This is a genomic window from Trichococcus sp. K1Tr (assembly GCF_028309625.1).
Classification (GTDB): Bacteria; Bacillota; Bacilli; order Lactobacillales; family Aerococcaceae; genus Trichococcus.
The window spans coordinates 1-22323 of the sequence record NZ_JAQMHR010000003.1; the positions used below are offsets into that span (position 1 = coordinate 1).

Here is a 22323-nt window from a genome sequence, read left to right on the forward strand (position 1 = left end):
CTTGAAAAATGTGCGGTGACGATGGCAAGAAGGTCACACCTGTTCCCATCTCGAACACAGAAGTTAAGCTTCTTAGCGCCGATTGTAGTGAAGGGTTTCCCTTTGTGAGAGTAGGACGTTGCCGCGCAAACGAAAAGCAAGCATGCAGGGTATCCCTGATGCTTGCTTTTTTTTGCATTTTTTCGGATTAATTCGAGTTATTGATTTTGTTTCCCAAACAGCTGCACAGCATACAGAAATTCCCCGTCATAATGGACGCCGATGCCTACCTCCAGGAAATCGGGATGAATCATATTCGCGTAATGCCCTTCACTTTCCACCCATCCATCGAACAAAAATTCGGCCATACCTGCTTCGTCCTTGAAATAGGTCGCCATTGCCAGATTTTCTCCAACCGTTTGATAAGGGTACCAGTAATCCTCGGTCTGGATGACCGTGTAAAAATCGGTTCCATCCGGCCGGGTGTGCGAAAACGATGTCTGGGTTTCGATGGCCCGGTGATCGGCCGCCGCTTTAAGCGTTTCGTTCTTCGCAAGGGGAAGTAAGCCTTGCTCCAAGCGAAGCTCATTCAGCAAAACCATGATTTTATCTTCCACTAGGGTATAGTCGATTTCATCAGGTCGGGTGAAGGGCGCTATTAGCAGGTCGACGCCTTCAGGGCTTGTCAGCACTTGAATTTTCTCAGCCACATCCGTTTGGACTGTTTGCTCGAGAAACGGGAATTTTTCGTTCAAAGCATTACGGTTTATTCCGTATCCGACCAACAACGCTGCTATGACAGTGAACAGCAAGCCTCTAATGATTCGCATCCGCACCGCTCCTTTCAGATTTTCGAATAGTTTATTACTGGAAGATAGCCAGTAGATTCAAGTATGTTTCCATTATAGTCAATTCTCCGCACAATGTCCTGAAGAAAGTCTGGGATTCGTTTTTTGATCGGTAATTTGCTAAAATGAGGGTAAGGGTCGAAAGATGGAAACCTGTTGTGCGGATTGCTGAAGGGGGAATTCCTATGAACAAAAGGTTTGGATTGTTGCTTGTTGCCTGTGCAGGTGTCTTTGCTGCATGCCAAAATGAAACTGAAAGTGCGACCGTAGATTCTTTGGTGAGCGAAGAATCTACGGTTGCTGCCGAGGCTGAGGAAAGTGTAACCAAAACGATCCTTTTTTCAAGCGGTGTAAAGGACGGAATCACCAGAGGCGACAAATATAATTATTTTGCGTTAGAAGGTAGCGCTGAAGGCTATGATCAAGTGACGATCATCATCGAAGGAACGGCTGTCGACTACCGCGAGACGAACAACGTGTGGGAGTTCGATTATCCTTATCAAGGACCTAGTGTAGAAACGGAAATTACCTTCACAACGGATACATCCGTCATCTATGGCGATACCGGGATCGAACTGGCTGATCTTGCTCCTGAAAGTTATGTCACCATAACTTTTATGCCCAATGAGAACCCAACGATAACTCCGCCCGCCTTTACGGTCAATGAGGGTGAAGCGCAAAACTTTTTGAGCGACGATTCCGGGATAAATGAATTGGTGACGGTAACGGAAATCCGGGAAATAGATGCGCTGGAGGAACTCAATCCGCTTGGGGAAAACCTGTTGGAAGTGGAAATACAATATGTCAACAACGGCAGCGTAGATACCTATATCGCGCCCAACTACTTTTCGGCACTTGATGCCGAGGGGAAGAACTTGCCTTTGCGCTATACCCATTTCTGGCTGCATACTGTCGCACCCGGGGAGTCCTTCACAGATAAGGTTTATTTTGACATCACCAGTGAAGGGCCGTATGCCATCCAATTTTTTGATGGTGCTTGGATCGACAGCGAGGAAGCGGGCGGGACAGTCAACGATATCTAGCTGACTGAAGGATATCGAAAAACTACGGAAAATTGTCCCGTAAAAGGATTGCGCTAATTAATGGATAAAAAGGAAACAGCCTTGTGCAGCGAAAGCTGAACAGGGCTGTTCTTACGTTTTCTGAGGTACGGCTGCAAAAATTGTGCGCTACTTTTAGGTACGGACAACCAAAACATCACACGGTGCATGACGGACCACATAGTTAGAGACCGATCCAACAAAAGCCCTGGTGATCGCACCTTTGCCGGTCGCTCCGATGACAATAAGATCGATGTTGTATTCTTTTGGAAATGCTTCAGCGATCAACGTCATTGGGTTGCCGTTGGTTACAGACTTCTTGATTTCAATCCCTTCATTTGTAGCGAATGTCATCATTTCATCGAGGAATTCATATTCCATATCCTTGTATGCTTCCGTCAATCTGGATTCATATTCAGGGCTAAGAGGAACATTGCGTGTGTCCTTGACGTAGATTAGATGTAACGCGGCGTTATTGCGTTTGGCAATGGCAACAGCTTTTTTGAACGAATCTTCTGACTGACCTGAACCATCAACGGGAACCAAAATATTTTTGTATTCTGCTAACATTTCTACCCGCTCCTTTTTGATTTTTGTTCAGAAAACGCTTCCTACATTCATTCTACAACAATAAGGTTTGAAAAGGAAGCCGGGAACAGGTGACAAAAATGAGAATTATTTGGCGGAACTATTAAAAATAAATGAAGCATGCTAAAATGAGTTTACGAAAAAGAAAGGAATGAAGGCGGATATGACGGAAGCGAACCAAGAACGGGAGATCAGATTTTGCAGGCAGACGAAGGTGATTCAGACGCACCATGTCTTTCCGTTCGATTCAAATTACCATGGTACTTTGTTCGGCGGTAAACTGATGAGCATGATCGATGATTGTGCGGCAATTTCTGGGGAGCGTTTCGGTCGTACGACCAATGTGACCGCATCGGTGGACACATTGAACTTCATCAAGCCGCTTCCGACAGGGCACTCAGTCTGCATCGATACGTTTGTGTCCGGAGCAGGGAAGACTTCCATGGAAATCTTCACAAAAGTGACCGGGGAGAATCTTCGGACGGGTGAACGTTACTTGGCGGCTACCTGCTTTTTGACCTTTGTGGCGCTTCCTGATGAAAATGGGGATAAAGTCTGTCTTCCGAAAATCGTACCGGAAACGGTCGAGGAAAAATTCATCAACAGCGGGTATGAAGAAAGACGGCAAAAGCGTAGAGCCGATCTTGACTACCAAAAAGAGTTGCATGAGCATCTCACGATTGAAATACCTTGGGCAGACTAGCGTTTGCAGTCAGAAACAGCGCGGCAAGCCTTGATTTGAACAGCATGGAAAGAAATACATACAAATGATGGAGCAGGAGTGTGTCAACGTGTCGAATACTAACGGAAAAAATTTATTGAGTCAGCCATTTTTTAACAAAGGGACCGCATTCACTTTGGAAGAACGGGCAACACTTGGATTGGAAGGTCTATTGCCGACCGCAGTCCGCACATTGGAAGAGCAGGGAGAGATTGTCTATGCCCAATTAGGCCATCTGAGCGATGCCTATTCCAAACAGAAGCATCTGATGAATATCTACGCCCAGAATCGTGTGCTTTTTTACCATGTCATCGGGAAACACGTGACTGAGTTGTTGCCGGTCATCTATACGCCGACCATCGCCGACACGGTCATGAATTATTCGCGGGATTACCAGATTCCCCAGGATGCGGTCTATTTGGATGTGAATCGCCCGGAAGCTATCCGCAGCGCTTTGCTGAACGGTAGCAAAGGTATGGATGAAGAAATCAAAATGATGGTCATCACGGATGGCGAAGGGGTGCTTGGGATCGGCGATTGGGGCATCCAGGGCATCGCGATTTCGATCGGGAAACTTGCCGTCTACACGGTCGCTTCAGGATTGAATCCGCAACAGGTGTTGCCGATTGTGATCGATGCGGGCACAAATAACCAAGAGCTGTTGGAAGATCCCTTCTACCTCGGCAACAAGCATAAACGCGTGACTGGAGAGGCTTATTACCCGTTCATCGAAACGTTTGTTGCAGAGGCTTCCGCGCTGTTCCCGGATGTATTGTTCCACTGGGAAGATTTCGGCCGCGACAACGCCGCCAATATTCTGGAACAGTACCGCGATAAGATCTGCACGTTCAATGATGACATCCAAGGGACCGGCGTGATGATGTCGGCTGCGATGGATTCGGTAGTCAGGGTCACTGATAAGCCGATCACGGAACATAAAATCCTTGTTTTCGGAGGCGGGACTGCCGGTGTCGGCGTTTCCGACCAAATCCTCATGGAGATGCTGCTGCAAGGTGCCGACAGCGAAGAAGCCCGCAAACAGTTTTACATGGTGGATCGCTACGGTCTGGTCACTGATGATATGGCAGACCTGACGCCGGGCCAGCAAAAATATGCGCGCGCCGTGGATGAATTCCCTACACAGCTGACCGATTTGGCTGAAATCATCGATGCCGTCAAACCGACTGTGCTGATTGGTACATCAGGCCAAGCCGGTGCCTTTACGGAAGCGGTCGTCCAGAAGATGGCCGCATACAATGAACGTCCGGCAATCATGCCGATCTCCAATCCGACCAGATTATGCGAAGCAAAGGCTTCGGATGTCATCGCTTGGTCCGAGGGAAGAGCGTTGGTCGTCACCGGCAGCCCATCCGATCCGATCGCATACAATGGCGTGGACTATAAAATCGGGCAAGCGAACAACGCCTTATTGTATCCGGGCTTAGGCTTCGGGATCGTCATCGCCAAAGCGAAGACAGTGACGGACAGAATGCTGTCCGCTGCAGCGCACGGCATCACTTCCCTGCAGAACTTGGAGGAAGCGGGAGCAGCGATTTTGCCGCCGGTTTCCCAGTTGCGCGAAGCATCGAAATTGGTTGCGGCAGCCGTCATCCAAGCAGCCATCGAAGATGGCGTAAATGGTGTTGAAATAACGGACCCGATGGAGGCTGTCGAAGCTGCCATCTGGAAAGCGGAATATTAGGAAAAAAACATATCCAAAAACGGAAGAAACGACAGGAAGGAACGGGATGAATGGAATATCGGATTGAACATGACTCATTAGGGGAAGTAAAAGTAGCAGCGGATAAATTATGGGGTGCACAGACACAGCGCAGCCTGGAAAATTTCAAGATCGGAATCGAAAAGATTCCGATGGAAGTCATTTACGCATTGGTCGAAATCAAGCGGGCTGCCGCAGCCTCAAACCATGAAGTCGGTTTGTTGGATGAGACAGTGGCAAAGGGCATCCTTTTGGCGGCTGATGAAGTGCTTGAAGGGAAATGGGACGATCAATTTCCTTTGTCGGTATGGCAGACCGGAAGCGGCACGCAATCCAATATGAACGTGAACGAAGTGCTAGCGAACCGGGGCAACCAGCTTGTTGACGGCGGCATCCATCCCAACGACCATGTGAACAAGGGCCAGAGTTCCAATGATACATTCCCGGCTGCCATGCACATTGCCGGCGTACTGTACATTAAAAACAAACTGTACCCGGCGATTGAGCAAATGATCGGCACACTGACCCGCTTGGAGCAGGAGAATGCGGCGATCGTCAAATTGGGACGTACCCATCTGCAGGATGCGACGCCATTGACATTAGGCCAGGAAATCAGCGCATGGCGCGTCATGCTTGAAGAAACCAAGTCCATGATCGAGGACTCCTTGAAATACATGCGACAAGTAGCCTTAGGCGGGACAGCTGTCGGAACGGGACTGAACGCCGATCCGATCTTCATCCAAAAAACGATCGAAAAGGTTGCGGAACGCACGGGCGAGCCCTTCGTCGGTGCAGAAAACAAATTCCATGCGCTGACCAGCAAGGATGCTTTCGTGCATACGCACGGGGCAGTCAAAGCATTGGCGGCCAATTTCTACAAGATCGCAAATGATGTCCGTTGGCTGGCGAGCGGTCCGAGAAGCGGAATCGGTGAAATCAGCATCCCGATGAATGAGCCGGGAAGTTCAATCATGCCCGGAAAAGTCAATCCGACCCAATCCGAAGCCGTGACGATGGCTTGCATCCAAGTGATGGGCAACGACAGCGCCATCGGATTTGCGGCTTCGCAAGGTTCTTTCCAGCTGAACACTTATATGCCGCTCATCGTGAATAGCTTCATGCAATCTGTCCGCCTGCTTGCGGATGCGCTGATTAGCTTTGATGAAAACTGCGCGAGCGGAATCAAGGCGGAACAGGACAAAATCAACCATAACCTGACCAATTCCTTGATGTTGGTGACTGCTTTGAACCCGTACATCGGCTATGAGAAAGCAGCCAAAATCGCCCAGAAGGCTTTCGTGGACGGCACTTCCTTGAAAGAGGCGGCTGTCGCGATGGGGCATGTCACTGCTGAAGAGTTCGATCAATACGTGGATCCGATGAAGATGGTATAATTTTTTTCCGACGGAGTGCGGGTCGACAGGCAAGCCCAGTCGATCCGCTTTTGTTGTCTATTGTTTTGAAACAGATTGAAAATAGGAGGTTACTTCGTGGATATTACCTTGGAATTGATGAAGCACAGCATTTTGGAAGGCGAGCGGATCCTGCTGCGTCCAGTCGGTTTGGCGGATGCTCCGGATATGTACGAGTATGCTTCCGATGAGAAAACGACCCGGTTTGTCTTCGAAACGCACCGCGATCGGGCGATGACGGAGGAAGCCATCGCGAATTACTTCATGGCGGCGCCTGCGGGAAAGTATGCAATCGTAGTGAGGGACACCAAAAAGATGATCGGGACGATCGATATCCGTCCGAACCCGACCGACCGCATTGCGGAAATAGGCTACACCTTGAACAAAGATTTCCACGGAAACGGCTATATGACGGAAGCCGGAAAGATCGTCACGACACTGGCTTTTGAAGTTTTAGAAATGGAAAAAGTTTTTGCGATGCATGATATCCTGAACCCGGCTTCGGGCGAAGTGATGAAGCGTATCGGGATGCAGCCGGAGGGCGTATTGCGCAGACACAAAGTCTTCAAAGGGCGCAGCTGCGACATGGCTTACTACGGGATTTTGAAAGAAGAATATTTCCGACAAGCGAGGGAAGCCTGAACGGTAAAAAAGCATTGCTATTTCAGAGATTTTCTCATACAATAATTAGTGATTGAATGTAAGGAACAGTAAATGGATGATGGGCAAAGAGAGTCTTTCCTAGGCTGGAAGAGGGACCCCCACTGATCCGTTGAACCTACCTGACAGTATGCCTTAGAAATATGGCCGGTTTTCTGCCGTTATCAGATGTTGAGTTGGGCTTTCGCCAATAATGAAAGCCAATGAAGGTGGTACCGCGGAAATACATCAGGAAAGTATATTTCGTCCTTGTTAAGGATGGATTATGCTTATTTTTTTGCAATCAAATAAGAAGAATATTTTAAAATCAGGAGGAAAAACATGAGTAACTTACAAAAAGAAGATTTTTCGGCATGGTACATCCAAACCATCAAACAAGCTGATCTGATGGATTATTCACCTGTACGCGGCTGCATCATTTTTAAACCGGACAGCTATGAAATCTGGGAACATATCCAAGAGGAATTCAACGCACGTTTCAAAGAGGAAGGCATCCGCAACGCTTACTTCCCGATGCTGATTCCGGAGTCATTCTTCACAAAAGAAAAAGACCATATCGAAGGCTTCAGCCCGGAATTGCCATGGGTAACAGAAGCTGCCGGCGAAAAATTGGAAGAACGTTTGGCCTTGCGTCCAACATCGGAAACGATGATCGGTACGGCTTTCGGTGACTGGATCAATTCTTACCGCGATCTGCCGATGGAAATCAACCAATGGGCGAACGTATTCCGTTGGGAAAAGAAAACCTTGCCGTTCTTGCGCACTTCCGAATTCCTTTGGCAAGAAGGACATACAGCCCATTCCGATGAAGAAGATGCGCGCCGTCGCACCATGCGTATGCTGCAAGTCTACAAAGAAGTCATCGAAGGTTTGTTGGCAGTGCCTGTCTACGAAGGGCAAAAAACGCCTTCAGAACGCTTTGCGGGTGCGGTTGATACCTACTCCGTAGAAGCGATGATGAAAGACGGAAAAGCAGTTCAGGCTGGCACTTCCCACTACATGGGCACAAAATTCGCGGAAGCGTTCGACATCAAATACTTGAACCGCGATAACGAGCACGTTTATGCGCATACTACTTCTTGGGGCGTCTCCACACGTTTGATCGGTGCAATGATCATGGTCCACGGCGATGAACAAGGATTGGTGTTGCCTCCTAAAGTCGCAGCGAAACAAGTTGTCTTGATGCCGGTTGGTCCATGGAAGAAGAAACCTGAAATCGTGGAACGTCTGGAAGTATTGCAAAAAGATCTGAAAGCTACCGGTATCCGCGTATTCTTGGACGACAGCGACAACTCGCCTGGATTCAAATTCAACGAGTGGGAACTGAAGGGCGTACCGATGCGCATCGAATTCGGACCGCGCGATATGGAAAACAACCAAGTGATGGTGAAAATGCGTGACCTTTCCGATAAAGTAGCTGTATCCTTGGATGAGATCATGGACTTCGTGCCGAAAGCATTGGACGAAATGCAAGTCCGTCTGTTGGAAACGGCCCGCGAAAACCGTAAAGCCAATGAATACACCAACATCGATACGTTGGACGAACTGAAAGCACATATCGAAGCGAAGAAAGCAGCCGGCGAAGTGCCTGGATTCGTGTTGGCAGGATGGGACGGCGAGCTTGAAACGGAAGCGAAGATCAAGGAAGAAACTGGCTTCACGACCCGCAACATGCCTTTCAACCCGCCAGTCGAAAAAACAACCTGTATCGTTTCAGGTAAACCAGCCAAACACACAGTTTGGTTAGCAAGAGCATATTAAGAGAATGAAGGATGCACTGTGACCGTGAACGGTCAAGTGTATCATGGCTCTAAGCGATTGAAATCGCAAGAGCCATGACAAATCCCACTCTAGAAATCGAGCACTAAGAGGATATTACGAGAACGGCCGCTTTTTGGCCGTGACGTAATATCAGTTTAGGCACTCAAGCGTCACAGTGCGACGTTTGAGGTCTGTAGCAATCTTTGTACTAGGTCCAAGAGAAGCACTTTCCATTGGGGATTCAGAGTTCGACTAAAAAAAACAGGACCCACTCCATCAATTCGGAGTGGGTCCTGTTTTTTAGTAGGCATTACTTTTTGTCGGCGTCCTCTGGGTGCAGGTGCACGATCTTTTTCCCGCCCAAAATGTTTTTCACATCAGTACGGCGTTTGTCTTTTTGAGCTTCAACCAATTTCTTAGGAGTGATGTCATTACCCTCGGGATCGTAAACCTTTGAATTCAAAAGGATTTCATCAAAAGAACTGCGGAACGATTTGATGTAGGTTTGACGCAGCTGCTGCTGCTCGATTTTTTCGGTTTCGGTCAGACCTTCCGTCGTTTTGGCTTTGCGGGCCAATTCATTGATTCTGTTTAACAGTTTTTCCATTTATGTTTCTCCTCTCATGTGGAAGGAGATATCAGAAGTGTTTGTTGTACCAAGCTTTCGCTGCAACAACCTCTTCATTCGTCAGTGAGTGTCCAGCGTTTCCCCAATAAATGGATACCTCACTGCCGGCTCCTTCTAGTGTTGCCTTCAATTCCGTGCTTTCTTCCGGTGCGCAAAGCGGATCATTTGTGCCCGCACCGATAAAGACAGGAAGGGAATGCAGATCAGGCAATTGACGATTGCGGAACGGCACCATCGGATGATGAAGGATGGCCCCTTTGACAACATCTTTGAAAGAGTATATCATACTCCCGGCTATATTTGCACCATTTGAGTATCCGATCGCAACGATGTTATTCCGGTCGAAACCATATTCTTTGGAGGCTTCCTCCAAGAACGCAATCAATTCCTTTGTGCGGTAATCCAGGTCATTTTCGTCGAATACGCCTTCTGCCAAACGGCGGAAATATCGGTTCAAGCCGGATTCGGTCACGTTTCCGCGCACACCCAGCAGGGAGGCTTCCGGATCGATCGCCTCTCCAAGGAAAAATAGGTCGTGTTCGGTTCCTCCCGTGCCGTGCAATAACAGCAGCAAAGGCCTTTCCGGATTCCCTTGTTTGAAAATATGTTGATGGTTCATCTAAATCAATCCTCTCTGTTTATACGTTGCGGACTTCGAACGGAATGAGCCCTGCCGTCAATGCCTCACGTCTGCTTTCGTACTGCGGCGGCAGCATCAATTTTCGCCCCATTGTTTCGCGGGGCTCATCGATGGCGAATCCCGGAGAATCCGAAGCAATTTCGAAAAGGATGCCGCCTTTTTCCCTGAAGTAAAGGGCTTTGAAATAATTGCGGTCCCGGACAGGTGTGGCGTGCTGGCCAAGGGCGGTGACATGCTTCAGCCAATCCAGATGATCCGCTTCATCTTTTGCCCGCCACGCGATATGATGGACGGTTCCGACGCCCATGACGCCGGCGCCGACGGAAGTCATCTTGATGTCGACGGTATTGCCGAGAGCAGCTTCGGAACGGAAACGGATCAGGTCATCCTCCTGCGCGATGCGTTCCAAGCCCATCACTTTTTCGACTACAGCTGCAGTCTCCTCGGGCGCTCCCGTCAACAGGACGGCTCCCGCAAAACCTTTGATGGCATGTTCTGATGGGACACCATTGAAGGAATAGGGGTTATTTTTTCCGTCTTCACGCTCCAACAATTCCAGATGCAAACCATGGGGATCATCAAAGTCCAGGTAAGCTTCCCCGAAACGGGTCGATTTATCGAACGGAACGTTGTAAGCGGACAGGCGTTTTTCCCAGAATGACAGTGAACCTGCGGGAACTGCATAAACGGTGATGCCGACCTGGCCATCGCCGATGCTGCCTTGGCGGGATTTTGCCCACGGGAAGAATGTGATGACGGTCCCGGGATCGCCGTCCGCGTTGCCGAAATAAAGATGATAGGTTTCCGGATCGTCGAAGTTGACGGTCTGTTTGATCATGCGCATTCCGAGTATGCCGGCATAAAAGTCGACGTTCTCTTGCGGATGACCCACGATGGCTGTAATATGATGGATTCCTGCTGTTTTCTTCATTATGAAAGACACTCCTTTTAAATAATTTTGGGTTCAGCAAACTTATTATCTCGAATTCGAAATAATAATAACACGAGGAAATCACGCTGTCAAATAGTAAGCGTGCAACGGTGGGTAAATAAAAAGTTAAGATAGCAGTAAAATTTACCGCGGGGCATATGCTATAATTAAACCTACAACAACAGAGGAATGAGGGGTAAATTTGCAGGATAGCAGCATCGATCAAGTCATACGGGATTTTGTCAGTAAAGGCATTGCGGCCCATCGCATCCATAGCCTGGATGAGCGATACGCCATCAATCACTTATTGGGTTTATTAGGGATAGACGCTTATGATGTTCAAAAAATACCTTTCATTCCTTTGCCCAATTTACTGGACTCACTGGATCGGATAATCGGCTACGCGATTGAAAAGCATCTGATTTCGGATATTCCTGAGGAAATCGAAATCATGGAAGCGCAAGTCATGGAACTGATCACGCCTTTACCTTCGGAAGTGAACAAGCGTTTCTGGATGCATTATGAAGAAGCACCGATGCGGGCAACCGATGAGTTCTATCGTTTGAGCCAGGACAATGATTACATCAAGACTAGGAAAATCGCAAAAAATAAACATTTTTCGATCGATTCCAAGTACGGCAAGCTTGAGATCACGATAAACCTTTCCAAACCCGAGAAGACGCGCCAACAGATGGAGGCTGCGCGTGCAACGGAAGGCGGCAACTATCCTGTTTGCGCGCTTTGCATGGAAAACGAAGGATACAGAGGGAGAGCCGGTGCGGCAGCGAGAAGCAACCACCGGATTGTGCGCTTGCCTTTGTTCGGGGAAAACTGGGGCTTGCAGTATTCGCCTTATTCCTACTATAACGAGCACTGCATCATCCTTTCCGAAGAACATGTGCCTATGCATGTCAATGAAGAGACGATCGCGAACCTGTTGGAGATCGTGACGGTTTTCCCACATTACTTCATCGGATCCAATGCGGGCTTGCCGATTGTCGGGGGTTCCATCCTCAGTCATGAACATTATCAAGGCGGGCGTCACCATTTTCCCATGGAAGCTGCCAAAGTTCTCCGGACATTGGCTCTGGAAGGTTTTTCGGAAGTCGAAGCCGAAGTACTCTTTTGGCCGCTTTCGGTCATTCGTCTCCGTTCAGAGGATAGGGATGTGGTCGCTGCCGCCGCGTGCACCATTATGGAAGAATGGCAAAAATTCAGCGACCCGCAAGCGGAAATCTTAGCGGAATCGGCAGGCATGCGCCATAATGCGGTAACCCTCATTGCGCGCCGTGTCGGAGAAGCTTACGAGTTGGATGTGGTGTTGCGGAATAACCGGACAAGCGAAGCGTTCCCTGACGGCATCTTCCATCCGCATCCGGATGTCCAGCACATCAAAAAAGAAAACATCGGCTTGATCGAAGTGCTCGGCCTGGCCATCCTGCCGCCCCGATTGGATACGGAGCTCAATGAAGTTGCCGACTATCTGCTTGGGAAAACCGCTGATGTCGTCTCCTGCCATCGGGAATGGGCCGAAGAACTGAAGCAGCAAGGGCCTTTCGAAGCAGATTCCGTCATGGAAATGATCCATGAGGCAGTCGGTGAAAAATTCCTGCGTGTGATCGAGGATGCGGGCGTGTATAAGCAGACACCGGAAGGGCAAGCGGGCTTCGATCGCTTCTTGAACACACTTGAAAAGCAACAATGAAAATACACATAAGAACGACGGAGGTGGAGTAAGTATGGCGACCATGAAGGACATCGCCGAAAGGGCAGGAGTCTCGACTGCAACGGTTTCGCGCGTGCTGAACCATGATGAGACGCTTTCTGTCGGATTGGAAACGAAAGATCGGATCTTCGCAGCCGCAAAAGAGCTGAATTACACCAAAACGAAAAAAAAGAAAAGCCGGGAAAAGATCCTGCTGCTGCAATGGTACACCCAAGAGGAAGAGTTGGATGACCTCTATTATCAAGGCATCCGTTTAGGGGCCGAAGAACGCGCTGAAGCCGAAGGGTACGATGTCGTACGGGTTTTCCATGATGTGACCTTCGATATCGAAAAGGACGTCATCGGCATCGTCGCAATCGGTAAATTCGGAGAGCGACAGGTGCAGAGACTGATGGATTTCGGCAAGCCCTTGTGCTTCATCGACTCGGACCAATTCAAATGGAAACAGGATTGCGTCATTGTTGATTTTGCATCCGCGATGGAACAAGTCATTGCCGAAATGGACAGAGGCGAACACTCCAAAATCGGCTTTTTGGAAGGCAAAGAGCTGACGAACGACAAAGAAATGCTGGTCCGCGATCTGCGGTCGGAGCTGTTTCTTGCCGAACTGCGCAAGCGCGGCTGGTACCGGGACAAGTATCACCGCGTCGGGAGCTTCAGCACTTCTTCAGGATACGAGATGATGAATCAGTTGCTCAGCGACAACGGGGAACAGCTTCCGACGTTCCTGTTTGCCGAAAACGATGCGATTGCGATAGGTGCCCTGCGTGCTTTGCAGGAAGCGGATATTGCGGTGCCTGATCAAATTTCGGTAGTCGGATTCAACGACAGCAAGGTCGCCAAATACGTCTACCCGACTTTATCGACAATCCGTGTCGATACGCGCGAAATGGGCAACACAGGTGTATCCTTATTGCTTGACCGCATTGCCTATCCGCGGAAAATAGCAAAGAAAATCAGCTTGTCCACTGAATGGATCAAGCGCGCATCGACAAAGTGATTCCGCCTAATCAATGCTGAACCACTTTAAAAAAAAGAAGAAGCCGTCCCAACAAACCGTTACAGGCTGTTGGGGCGGCTTCTGTTCATATCATATCAAAAATGAGTCTTATTTTTTCCAATCATCGATTTTATCATTTGCCTTGTCTACTAAATCATCGGCTTTGTCATGGAGATCTTCTTCGACTTCAGCTTTTTTTTGTATTGCTTCGCCGCGTGCTTGTTGGAGTTTACCTTCCAATTCTTTGCCTGAGTCATCCACCAAGTCGCCGTATTCCTCTTTGATTTTGCCGACAACTTTGTCTTTCATGCCTTTTGCTTTATCGCCCAAATTTGAATCCATGATGTCTCCTCCTTTTTGATGTCACACTTTTTGACTACGCTTACTATAACCTATTTTAAAGCATTTATTTTTAGAATCAAGCAATAGCCCTTGAGGAGGAAAGCGTCATTCGTCATCATTCGGAAAGCATTCAGGAGGATGCATGCTTTTTATCGCCTTGATTAAATGCTATACTAGATGAGCAGAATAATCAGGGAAAGGAGGCTATCTACATGAAAATATTAGCCATTGAATCCTCAAACCAGACCATGAGCGCGGCTGTATGCGAAAATGGCCGTTTGCTTGCAGAAGTCACCACCAACGGAAATCTTCAGCACAGCACCCAGTTGATGCCCGCAGTGGACCATGTCATGCAGCTTGCCGGATGGAAGCCTGCCGATTTGGAACGCATCGCAGTCGCTAAGGGGCCGGGATCGTACACAGGGGTCAGGATCGGAGCGACCATCGCCAAGACTTTGGCATGGACGTTAGCGATTCCGCTAGTGCCGATCTCCAGCCTGAAGGTTATTGCCGGCAATTGTGAAGGGGCAGCGCACAAAATCGTGCCTATGATTGACGCACGCCGGGGCAACTGTTACACAGCGGTTTATCAATTCGAGGACAATTTGTTGGTGGAACGGATTACCGACACACATACAGCCAGCGAAGAGTGGTTCCAGCGTTTGTTGGTGGAAGAAGGCACCTATCTGTTCGTGGGAGAGGACGTCAGCAAATACCGCGTGCGAATCGGTGAATTATTCAAGGAACGCGCACTGTTTGCGGGAGAATCACAGGCTTTGCCGCGAGCGAGCGTTCTAGCGACACTTTCGGAATCCGGAACAGCTGAAGATCCGCACACATTTGTGCCGGCCTACTTGAAAAACCCGGAAGCTGAAGAAAAATGGGAAGAACAGCATCACAGTAATCGGAGGGAAGACTACGTTGAAAGAGTGGATTCATCGATTTAAATCCGTGTACAAGGAAATTCAAGCTGATGTTCTGGCTAAATTCCTTTCAAAGCGCGTTCCCTCCGATGAGGAAACCTATTTGCTGTGTAATCAGCTGCCCGTCAGATTGATGGTCGGCAGAAAACAGCATATTCCGGATATTCTCTATATCGAGCGGATGAGCTATGATGGCGCGACACCTTGGGGAAGAACGGCATTGGAAAATGATATGCTGCAGAATCCCAAATCGCTGTATTACGTTTTGTATGAAGGGTATTCGCCCATCGCTTTTTTGGGTGTCAGATTGGATGGGAAAGATATCCATATCACGAATTTGGCGGTTGTGCCCGAATTTCAGCAGATCGGGGTGGCTACTTTGTTATTGCGGGTGTTGGAAGGTTTTGCGGACGAAAAAGGAGCCACCAGCATCAGTCTGGAAGTGCGGATGTCAAATCATCGGGCGAAGGCTTTGTATGCGAAAATGGGTTTTCTGCCTGAGCGGGTCAAGCAGCATTATTATCACGGCGATGGCGAAGACGCTTTGGAGATGGTATGGCCGTTAGCGGGAAAACAATCGGAAGTAAAGGAAGATGTTCATGCAACGCACGTTTGAAATCTGCGACCTGAAGGCGGACGCAGCCAAGTTGGAGCAACATGCACAGGCTTTGTATGAACTTACATTGCTTGCCAATGAGGGGCATTCCAGTTGGAAAGCATCCTCGTTCCTGTCTGAACTGAAGGATAATCATTCCCTTTACACAGGTTGCATGGAAGAAAACAAGTTAGTTGGCTATATTTGTTGCATGGCGGTTGTGGATGAGGCGTCGGTCAATAATTTTGCGGTAGCGCCTGATCAGCAAGGAAAAGGCATCGGAACAAAATTGTTGCAGGAGATGATCGTCTTGCTCCAAACGAAGGGCATGGAACGGCTCTGGCTTGAAGTCCGTGTCTCTAATGAAGCTGCCTGTAACCTGTACAAAAAAATAGGTTTCACAGAAATATACCGAAGAAAAGAGTATTACCAGAATCCGATCGAGGATGCCTACATCATGGAATTGGCGCTGATATCGGAAAATAAAGAGGAGGCGGAAGGCTGTTGACAGAAACAGATGTGACCATACTCGCGATTGAGAGCAGTTGCGATGAAACAAGTGTAGCTGTGGTGAAAAATGGAAATACGGTCCTTTCGAATGTTGTTGCTTCCCAGATCAAAAGCCATATGCGCTTTGGCGGGGTCGTGCCGGAAGTGGCGAGCCGCCATCATGTCGAGCAGATCACCCAAATCGTTGAAGCGGCATTGCATGAGGCCCAGGTCACTTTCGATGCCATCGATGCGGTTGCGGTAACACATGGCCCAGGCTTGGTCGGCTCGTTGCTGATCGGCGTCAGTGCAGCGAAAGCGTTGGCTTTTGCGCATCAGAAACCGCTCATTCCGGTCAATCATATGGCCGGCCATATCTATGCGAACCAGTTGGTGACGCCGATGCGCTACCCGTTGTTGTCTTTGGTGGTCAGCGGAGGGCATACGGAATTGGTGTATATGGAAAAGGACGGCTCTTTCGACATCATCGGCGAAACGCGGGATGATGCTGCGGGAGAGGCTTACGACAAAATCGGCCGCATTTTGGGCTTGCCTTATCCAGGCGGGAAAAAAATGGATGAAATGGCTCATGAAGGCAAAGAAACGATGCATTTTCCGCGCGCAATGATCAAAGAGGACAACTATGATTTCAGCTTCAGCGGATTGAAAAGTTCCGTCATCAATACTGTCCACAATGCGCGCCAAAAAGGGGATGACATCAATCCTTATGACTTGGCTGCCAGTTTTCAGGCGAGTGTCGTGGAGGTTTTGGTGCATAAGACATTGCGTGCGGCCAAGGAAAAGAACATCAAGCAGCTGCTGTTGGCCGGCGGAGTTGCCGCCAACAGAGGGTTGCGTGAGGCTTTGTCCGCAAAAATGGCACAAGAGCTTCCGGAAGTCGAAGTCGTTATTCCACCGTTGTCGCTTTGCGGGGATAATGCGGCGATGATCGGGGCTGCGGCCTACACCGAATACCGACAAAAACATTTTGCTGGATATGATCTGAATGCACATCCCGGATTGGTGCTCGGGGAATAAAAAAAAGAGAACGCTAGCCGATTATGTCGACCAGCGTTCTCTTTTTTTATGCTTCTTAATCGACCAGTGCTCTGCAGTAATCGGCATCGAGATCCGAAAAATCGGTGACGATGACGGTTGCCAAGGATAGATCCTGCGGAGGGAACTCCAGATTGCGGAAACCGATGCATTTGCAGCCGGCCGCATGTGCAGAGGCAACCCCGTTTTTGGAGTCCTCTATGACGACGCAGTTTTCCGGTTTGGCTTTCAGGTTTTCGGCAGCATCCAGGAAAATATCGGGCGCGGGCTTGGAATGTGCAACGCTCTCTCCCGAAACAAAATAGCTGAAATATTTTTCGATATCCAACGCTTTTACAGCCTTATGGATATCCGTCAACGGAGAGGAAGAGGCGATCGCTAAAGGAACACCCGCTTCATGCAGACGTGCAATGAAGGGAATCACACCCGGGATCGGTTGTAGGCCATCTTCTTCCATCAGACGGTTCCGGATGACATTCGCCCGCTCCACCAATTCTCCCACAGGAGCATCCAGATCGAATTCATTTTTCATTGTTTCCCACATATACTCATGCGTCGTTCCCTGATAGCGGAAATGGTACTCCAGCTCGGTGTCCACTCCAAATTCCTTCAATAACATACTCTCTGATCGCAAAAAGAATGGTTCCGTATCGATGATGACACCATCCATATCAAATAAAACGGCTTCCAACATATTCTTACCTCCATGTTATGCGTACTTGTTCCAGTGCATCTTAACAAAAGTTCCGGCATTCCTCAACTGAAACAGAAAGCGCGTGAGCCGGAACGGTTATCCGCGTGACTATTCGCTCAGTTCCTCAAGCGCAGTTGTCTGATCTTCCCAATCTTGCATCAGCGCATCCTGCCGTGCTTGGAGAGCGAGCAATTGCTGGTTGAACTGTTGGACTTTTTCATGATCACCGTACACTTCCGGCTCCGTCAATTGCAGTTCGATCGCCGCAATGGCCTCCTCGACGGTCGCCAATTCATCCTCCAAAGCCTCCACTTGCCTGGCCAGTTTTCTTTCCAATTTCAGCTTTTCCTTGGAAGAGACGTAATCCCCTTTGGCTTTCGAAAGAGGCTCAACGGCAGTGTTTGTTTCCGTGGCGCTTTCGGCCTGCTGCAGAGCTGCCAACGCCGCTTCCTGTTGTTTCTTTTCAATATAGTAATCATAGTCCCCGAGGTATAATTTGCTGCCTTCAGCGGAGAGCTCGACAATGCTTGTCGCAATCCGGTTGATGAAATAGCGGTCGTGGGAAACGAAAAGCAGGGTGCCGTCATAATCGATCAAGGCATTTTCAAGCACTTCCTTGCTGTCGATGTCCAAATGGTTCGTGGGTTCATCGAGGACAAGGAAATTCTTTTGATCCAAAGCCAGCTTGCAGAGCGAAAGCCTCGCCTTCTCGCCACCGCTCAATGCCGGAATCGTTTTTTCGACATCGGCGCCGGAGAACAGGAAGCTCCCCAGGATACTGCGCACGTCTTTTTCGTTCAGCGTAGGGTGAAGATCCCAAATTTCAGCGAGAACGCTCTTGTTTTTGGAAAGGTTGCCTAATTCCTGGTCATAATAACCGAGGTCCACATTGGCACCGAGCTGGACTCTGCCTTTCAAAAGCGGAATCTCGGAAATGATCGACTTCAGCAAAGTGGACTTGCCGATCCCGTTCGGTCCGACGATCGCGATCGCCTGCTGTTTGCGGATGTCAAGATTGATCGGGTTAGCCAGGACCGTATCGGCATAGCCGACAGCGCCGTTTTCAAGGGTCAAGACGACGTTTCCGCTCTCTTTGGCGATCTCGAAGGAGAAGCGGGCGGACCGTTCGTCGCCTTTCGGCTTGTCCATCCGGTCCATCTTCTCAAGGCGTTTGCGGCGGCTCTGCGCCATCTTGGTCGTGGAGGCGCGCGCCAGGTTACGGGCGACGTAATCCTCCAATTTGGAGATTTCATCCTGTTGCTTCTCGTAAGCCTTCAATTCCTGCTCCAGGCGGGCGGCTTTCTCGGTCAGATAATAGGAGTAGTTCCCTTTGTAGTGCTGGATCTTGTGGCGGCTGATTTCATAGACTTCAGTGGCGACTTTGTCCAGAAAATAACGGTCATGGGAAACAATCAACAGCGAGCCGTTGTAACCGATCAGATAATTTTCCAGCCAAGCTAACGTGTCGATGTCCAGATGGTTGGTGGGCTCATCCAAAATGAGCAGGTCGTTCTTCTCAAGCAGGATTTTGGCCAAGGCGAGCCTTGTTTTCTGGCCGCCTGACAATTGGGAAATCGGGCGATCGTAATCTTCTTCGTAGAACTGGAATCCATGCAGCACCGAACGGATCTCGGATTCATAGCCATAAGCGTTCTTTTCATGCAGGGTGTGCTGAAGATGGTCATAGCGTTCCAAAGCTTTTTGATACGCCTCCTCGTCTTCGAGCAGGTCCGGATCCCCCAGAGCGAAAGCGGCTTGCTCAGCTTCTTTGCTTAATTTGATGAGCGGAGCAAAAATGGTCAACATTTCTTTCCAAATCGTATTTGAGGAATCGACTGCGCTATGCTGATCCAAATAGCCGATCGTGACTTCCTTGCTTTTGGAAACAGAACCGGCATCTGTCGCTTCGATGCCCGCCAAGATCTTCAGCAGGGTTGATTTGCCTGCTCCGTTTCGGCCGACGAGCGCAATGCGCGAATGGTCCTGGACGGTAATTTGAATATTATCGAATAAAACGCTTGCCCCAAAAAGGCGCGCCAAATTTTGTCCTTGCAGTAAAATCATATGTAGTGTCCTCTTTCTAAGCAAATACTCGCATTTATCCTTTTCATTTTATCACAGCAAGCACTGATTCGATAGGGACAAGCAGAGTTATTGCTATATTCACGTATTTGTGCATGTGAATTTTATTGATGGTCCCGCTTACAATTAGTATTGTATTTCACATAATGTTCAAAAAAGGCTTCACAATCAAGTCCGGTTTCGAACAAATTAGTAGATTTTTCACAATCAGATGATATAATAGTCAATATGAAATGAAAGCTTAAGTATGTGAACATACTTTTTAAAGTTTGTGCATTCGGACAAACAATATGAGGTACGAAATGAACGAGGAAAGAAGAGGAGAAAATAATGTCGACGAATGATATTCCAAAAGCTACGGCAAGGAGGTTGCCGATTTACCACCGCTATTTGCGCTTTTTGCACAACGCTGGTAAAAAACGCGTTTCATCCACTGAATTGAGTGAAGCAGTAAAAGTGGACAGTGCTACTATCCGCAGGGATTTTTCATATTTTGGCGCACTGGGTAAAAGAGGATACGGCTATGATGTCGAGTATTTGTTGGATTTCTTCAGCAAAACCTTGAACCAGGACCGTTTGACGAACGTGGCTCTGATCGGTGTGGGTAATTTGGGACATGCCTTGTTGAACTACAACTTCCATGTTAGCAACAATGTGCGCATCAGTGCCGCATTTGATGTCAATGAAGGCATCGTCGGCAAAATCCTCAGCGGTGTGCCGGTTTACCCGATGACGGATATGGTTGAGCAATTGCGCATCCAGCAGATTGATGTGGCCATTTTGACTGTTCCCCAAGAAGTGGCGCAGGATGCCACGAACCGATTGACCGAAGCGGGCGTTCGCGGCATCATGAACTTTACCCCGATCCGTCTTTCCGTTCCGGACAATGTCCGCGTTCAGAATGTGGACTTGACGAATGAATTACAGACATTGATCTATTTCTTGGACAATGATATCGGCTGAGCAAAGTCGATAGCCGAGTAGAAGAAAACAAAAAAAGAAGGATGAGGCCGCCTCATCCTTCTTTTTTTAGGGCTGAACGAACCCGTTCAGCTGTTCCTAGTTTTTATCGATGCTGTCTTTGATTTTCACGTAGGCATTGAACATGCGTACGCCTTTGATAATATCACTTGTTGCGAACAGCACGCTGACGATGGCCATGAATCCCCAGCCTGCAGTATTCACGGCATCGACTGCCAACCAGATGAAGAGGATGGCGAAAACGAAGCGGATGATTATTTGAATTAGTAGATTTTTTAAAGTCATGTTATTCCTTTCTTTTTCCTAAATAGCGGGCTTCACGTGTCTTACGAAATGAGTTGGGACAGAATCGGCAAGGCGGACACGGCATTCATCAACGCATGTGCAATCATCGGAGTCGCTATGTTTCTTGTCCTGTAATAAAGGAAAGAAAACCATAGCCCTAGAGAGCCGTAAACCAAATAGTGCCCATCATTATGCGCAATCGCAAAAATCAAAGCGCTGATAGTGGCTGCGCCGACTATCCCGATTGCATCGACCAGATGCGTGACAATCGCTTTACGGAATACAAATTCCTCCATCACAGGTGCAAAGATGATAATGTTGAAAATAAAGAACGGGTAGCGGTTTGTCAGGTCCAGCAACACTTCTGTATTTTCGGAAACGACTGGCATCTTGAACAAAAGATACTCCACATTCATCGCGACGATCTGAATCAGGACCGCTCCCATGAAACCGAAGAGTCCGGTAGTGAGCGTTTTTCCGATTGGGGCAGACGGTTGATCCGTAAGACTGTTTTGTGGTGTCCATTTTTTTCTGCTATTCCATGCTACCATAAGGACAGTTCCTAGGAAAGCAAAGAATAACGAGAGATTCATGGCGGCTGCGATGCGATCTGCTTCCGGAATGAAAAAAAGCATCAAGACCGGCAGAAGTTGAGAAGCGAGATAGATGAGGATGATCTGTATGGCTAACGTTAACCTGGAACGTATTTTTTTATTCATATACATAGTACCTTTCTGAGAGAACTGACGTTATTACGCTTGATAAACAGTATAGCATAATAGCGAATAAAAATAGAATCGGAAAAAATCGGCTTCCCTCTTGCAAATTAATTGGAGATTGATTAATATAGAAATGTAACTTAGCACTCTAAGTTGATGAGTGCTAAAATGAACTTATTTTTGGAGGGATCATCTTGTTAAAACCATTAGGAAACCGTGTTATTGTAGAAGTTGCCAAAGAAGAAGAAAAATCTATAGGCGGCATCGTTTTACCGTCATCCGCTAAAGAAAAATCCCAAACAGGTACCGTAATTGCTGTTGGCGCAGGCCGCGTGACAGATAACGGCGTAACAATCGAAATGACCGTTAAGGCGGGAGACACTGTCCTTTTCGAAAAATATGCAGGCACAGAAGTTAAATATGCGGGAACAGAATACTTGGTGATCAAAGAAAGCGACATCGTAGCAATCCTGGACTAAAAA

General features: G+C 48.3%; 24 protein-coding genes and 1 rRNA gene. 15 read left to right on the plus strand and 10 right to left on the minus strand.

What is annotated here, in order from left to right; genetic code table 11:
- Positions 1-11 precede the first annotated feature (11 nt).
- A 5S ribosomal RNA gene (rrf, locus tag PH235_RS06415) occupies positions 12-127 on the plus strand.
- Positions 128-197: 70 nt separating this feature from the next.
- Here rrf and PH235_RS06420 read toward each other — a convergent pair.
- Positions 198-809: a CAP domain-containing protein gene (locus PH235_RS06420; RefSeq protein ID WP_272161558.1), complete on the minus strand. Its 612-nt coding sequence runs from the start codon at positions 807-809 to the stop codon at positions 198-200.
- Positions 810-1012: 203 nt separating this feature from the next.
- Here PH235_RS06420 and PH235_RS06425 point away from each other — a divergent pair, with 203 nt between their 5' ends.
- Positions 1013-1870 carry a hypothetical protein gene (locus tag PH235_RS06425; RefSeq protein WP_272161559.1) on the plus strand — a complete coding sequence of 286 codons (858 nt, stop codon included), beginning with the start codon at positions 1013-1015 and terminating at the stop codon, positions 1868-1870.
- Positions 1871-2023: 153 nt separating this feature from the next.
- Here PH235_RS06425 and PH235_RS06430 read toward each other — a convergent pair whose 3' ends face one another.
- Positions 2024-2458: a universal stress protein gene (locus PH235_RS06430; RefSeq protein WP_068620806.1), complete on the minus strand. Its 435-nt coding sequence runs from the start codon at positions 2456-2458 to the stop codon at positions 2024-2026.
- Positions 2459-2639: 181 nt separating this feature from the next.
- Here PH235_RS06430 and PH235_RS06435 point away from each other — a divergent pair, with 181 nt between their 5' ends.
- The 5 genes from PH235_RS06435 to proS all read left to right on the plus strand — a co-directional run bounded on the left by PH235_RS06435 (position 2640) and on the right by proS (position 8750).
- A complete protein-coding gene (locus tag PH235_RS06435) occupies positions 2640-3179 on the plus strand; it encodes an acyl-CoA thioesterase (protein WP_443080847.1) in 540 nt (179 codons plus the stop codon).
- A gap of 88 nt (positions 3180-3267) precedes the next feature.
- Positions 3268-4899, plus strand: coding sequence for an NAD-dependent malic enzyme (locus tag PH235_RS06440; protein WP_272161561.1), 1632 nt, complete (start codon positions 3268-3270; stop codon positions 4897-4899).
- 50 nt (positions 4900-4949) lie between these two features.
- Positions 4950-6311, plus strand: coding sequence for a class II fumarate hydratase (gene fumC, locus PH235_RS06445; protein ID WP_272161562.1), 1362 nt, complete (start codon positions 4950-4952; stop codon positions 6309-6311).
- Between the two features lie 96 nt (positions 6312-6407).
- Positions 6408-6971 (plus strand): GNAT family N-acetyltransferase, encoded by a 564-nt coding sequence (locus PH235_RS06450; RefSeq protein ID WP_272161563.1) that lies wholly within the window; start codon positions 6408-6410, stop codon positions 6969-6971.
- 339 nt (positions 6972-7310) lie between these two features.
- Entirely contained in the window at positions 7311-8750 is a 1440-nt protein-coding gene (gene proS / locus PH235_RS06455) for a proline--tRNA ligase (RefSeq protein WP_272161564.1), read from the plus strand.
- 310 nt (positions 8751-9060) lie between these two features.
- On the opposite strand, the gene PH235_RS06460 is transcribed toward proS, so the two are convergent.
- Genes PH235_RS06460 through PH235_RS06470 form a run of 3 tightly spaced genes read right to left on the minus strand, consistent with a single transcriptional unit; the run spans position 9061 to position 10949 of the window.
- A complete protein-coding gene (locus PH235_RS06460) occupies positions 9061-9357 on the minus strand; it encodes a DUF896 domain-containing protein (RefSeq protein WP_272161565.1) in 297 nt (98 codons plus the stop codon).
- A 31-nt stretch (positions 9358-9388) separates the two neighbouring features.
- Positions 9389-9997, minus strand: a complete 609-nt coding sequence (locus PH235_RS06465) for an alpha/beta hydrolase (protein ID WP_272161566.1) — start codon at positions 9995-9997, stop codon at positions 9389-9391.
- Between the two features lie 19 nt (positions 9998-10016).
- The gene (locus PH235_RS06470) at positions 10017-10949 is read right to left on the minus strand and encodes a ring-cleaving dioxygenase (RefSeq protein ID WP_272161567.1); all 933 of its coding nucleotides are present in this window, start codon (positions 10947-10949) and stop codon (positions 10017-10019) included.
- A 202-nt stretch (positions 10950-11151) separates the two neighbouring features.
- Between PH235_RS06470 and galT the strand changes: the two genes are divergently transcribed.
- Together galT and PH235_RS06480 are read left to right on the plus strand one after the other, a co-directional pair.
- On the plus strand, positions 11152-12654 hold the full coding sequence (gene galT, locus PH235_RS06475) for a UDP-glucose--hexose-1-phosphate uridylyltransferase (RefSeq protein ID WP_272161568.1): 1503 nt from the start codon (positions 11152-11154) through the stop codon (positions 12652-12654).
- A 34-nt stretch (positions 12655-12688) separates the two neighbouring features.
- The gene (locus tag PH235_RS06480; protein ID WP_272161569.1) at positions 12689-13675 is read left to right on the plus strand and encodes a LacI family DNA-binding transcriptional regulator; all 987 of its coding nucleotides are present in this window, start codon (positions 12689-12691) and stop codon (positions 13673-13675) included.
- 108 nt (positions 13676-13783) lie between these two features.
- Here the strand turns inward: PH235_RS06480 and PH235_RS06485 are convergent, their stop codons facing one another.
- Entirely contained in the window at positions 13784-14017 is a 234-nt protein-coding gene (locus tag PH235_RS06485; RefSeq protein ID WP_108033796.1) for a CsbD family protein, read from the minus strand.
- A 212-nt stretch (positions 14018-14229) separates the two neighbouring features.
- Here PH235_RS06485 and tsaB point away from each other — a divergent pair, with 212 nt between their 5' ends.
- The 4 genes from tsaB to tsaD are packed head-to-tail and all read left to right on the plus strand — an operon-like array spanning position 14230 to position 17062.
- Positions 14230-14964, plus strand: a complete 735-nt coding sequence (tsaB, locus tag PH235_RS06490) for a tRNA (adenosine(37)-N6)-threonylcarbamoyltransferase complex dimerization subunit type 1 TsaB (RefSeq protein WP_272161570.1) — start codon at positions 14230-14232, stop codon at positions 14962-14964.
- Complete coding sequence (gene rimI / locus PH235_RS06495) at positions 14939-15556, plus strand: ribosomal protein S18-alanine N-acetyltransferase (protein WP_272161571.1); 618 nt, start codon at positions 14939-14941, stop codon at positions 15554-15556. Before tsaB ends, rimI (PH235_RS06495) begins: the two co-directional genes overlap by 26 nt.
- Positions 15540-16043, plus strand: coding sequence for a ribosomal protein S18-alanine N-acetyltransferase (gene rimI, locus PH235_RS06500; RefSeq protein ID WP_272161572.1), 504 nt, complete (start codon positions 15540-15542; stop codon positions 16041-16043). Before rimI (PH235_RS06495) ends, rimI (PH235_RS06500) begins: the two co-directional genes overlap by 17 nt.
- Positions 16037-17062 (plus strand): tRNA (adenosine(37)-N6)-threonylcarbamoyltransferase complex transferase subunit TsaD, encoded by a 1026-nt coding sequence (gene tsaD, locus PH235_RS06505; RefSeq protein WP_443080855.1) that lies wholly within the window; start codon positions 16037-16039, stop codon positions 17060-17062. The genes rimI (PH235_RS06500) and tsaD overlap by 7 nt, the downstream gene beginning before the upstream one ends.
- A 55-nt stretch (positions 17063-17117) precedes the next feature.
- On the opposite strand, the gene PH235_RS06510 is transcribed toward tsaD, so the two are convergent.
- The gene (locus PH235_RS06510; protein ID WP_272161573.1) at positions 17118-17774 is read right to left on the minus strand and encodes an HAD family hydrolase; all 657 of its coding nucleotides are present in this window, start codon (positions 17772-17774) and stop codon (positions 17118-17120) included.
- 108 nt (positions 17775-17882) lie between these two features.
- Positions 17883-19838, minus strand: a complete 1956-nt coding sequence (locus PH235_RS06515; protein ID WP_272161574.1) for an ABC-F family ATP-binding cassette domain-containing protein — start codon at positions 19836-19838, stop codon at positions 17883-17885.
- Between the two features lie 348 nt (positions 19839-20186).
- Here PH235_RS06515 and PH235_RS06520 point away from each other — a divergent pair, with 348 nt between their 5' ends.
- On the plus strand, positions 20187-20819 hold the full coding sequence (locus tag PH235_RS06520) for a redox-sensing transcriptional repressor Rex (RefSeq protein WP_086629504.1): 633 nt from the start codon (positions 20187-20189) through the stop codon (positions 20817-20819).
- 96 nt (positions 20820-20915) lie between these two features.
- Here the strand turns inward: PH235_RS06520 and PH235_RS06525 are convergent, their stop codons facing one another.
- A complete protein-coding gene (locus PH235_RS06525) occupies positions 20916-21122 on the minus strand; it encodes a DUF4305 domain-containing protein (protein WP_272161575.1) in 207 nt (68 codons plus the stop codon).
- A 41-nt stretch (positions 21123-21163) separates the two neighbouring features.
- Complete coding sequence (locus PH235_RS06530) at positions 21164-21841, minus strand: CPBP family intramembrane glutamic endopeptidase (protein WP_272161576.1); 678 nt, start codon at positions 21839-21841, stop codon at positions 21164-21166.
- Positions 21842-22035: 194 nt separating this feature from the next.
- Here PH235_RS06530 and groES point away from each other — a divergent pair, with 194 nt between their 5' ends.
- On the plus strand, positions 22036-22320 hold the full coding sequence (gene groES, locus PH235_RS06535) for a co-chaperone GroES (RefSeq protein WP_086629443.1): 285 nt from the start codon (positions 22036-22038) through the stop codon (positions 22318-22320).
- Positions 22321-22323: the final 3 nt, after the last annotated feature.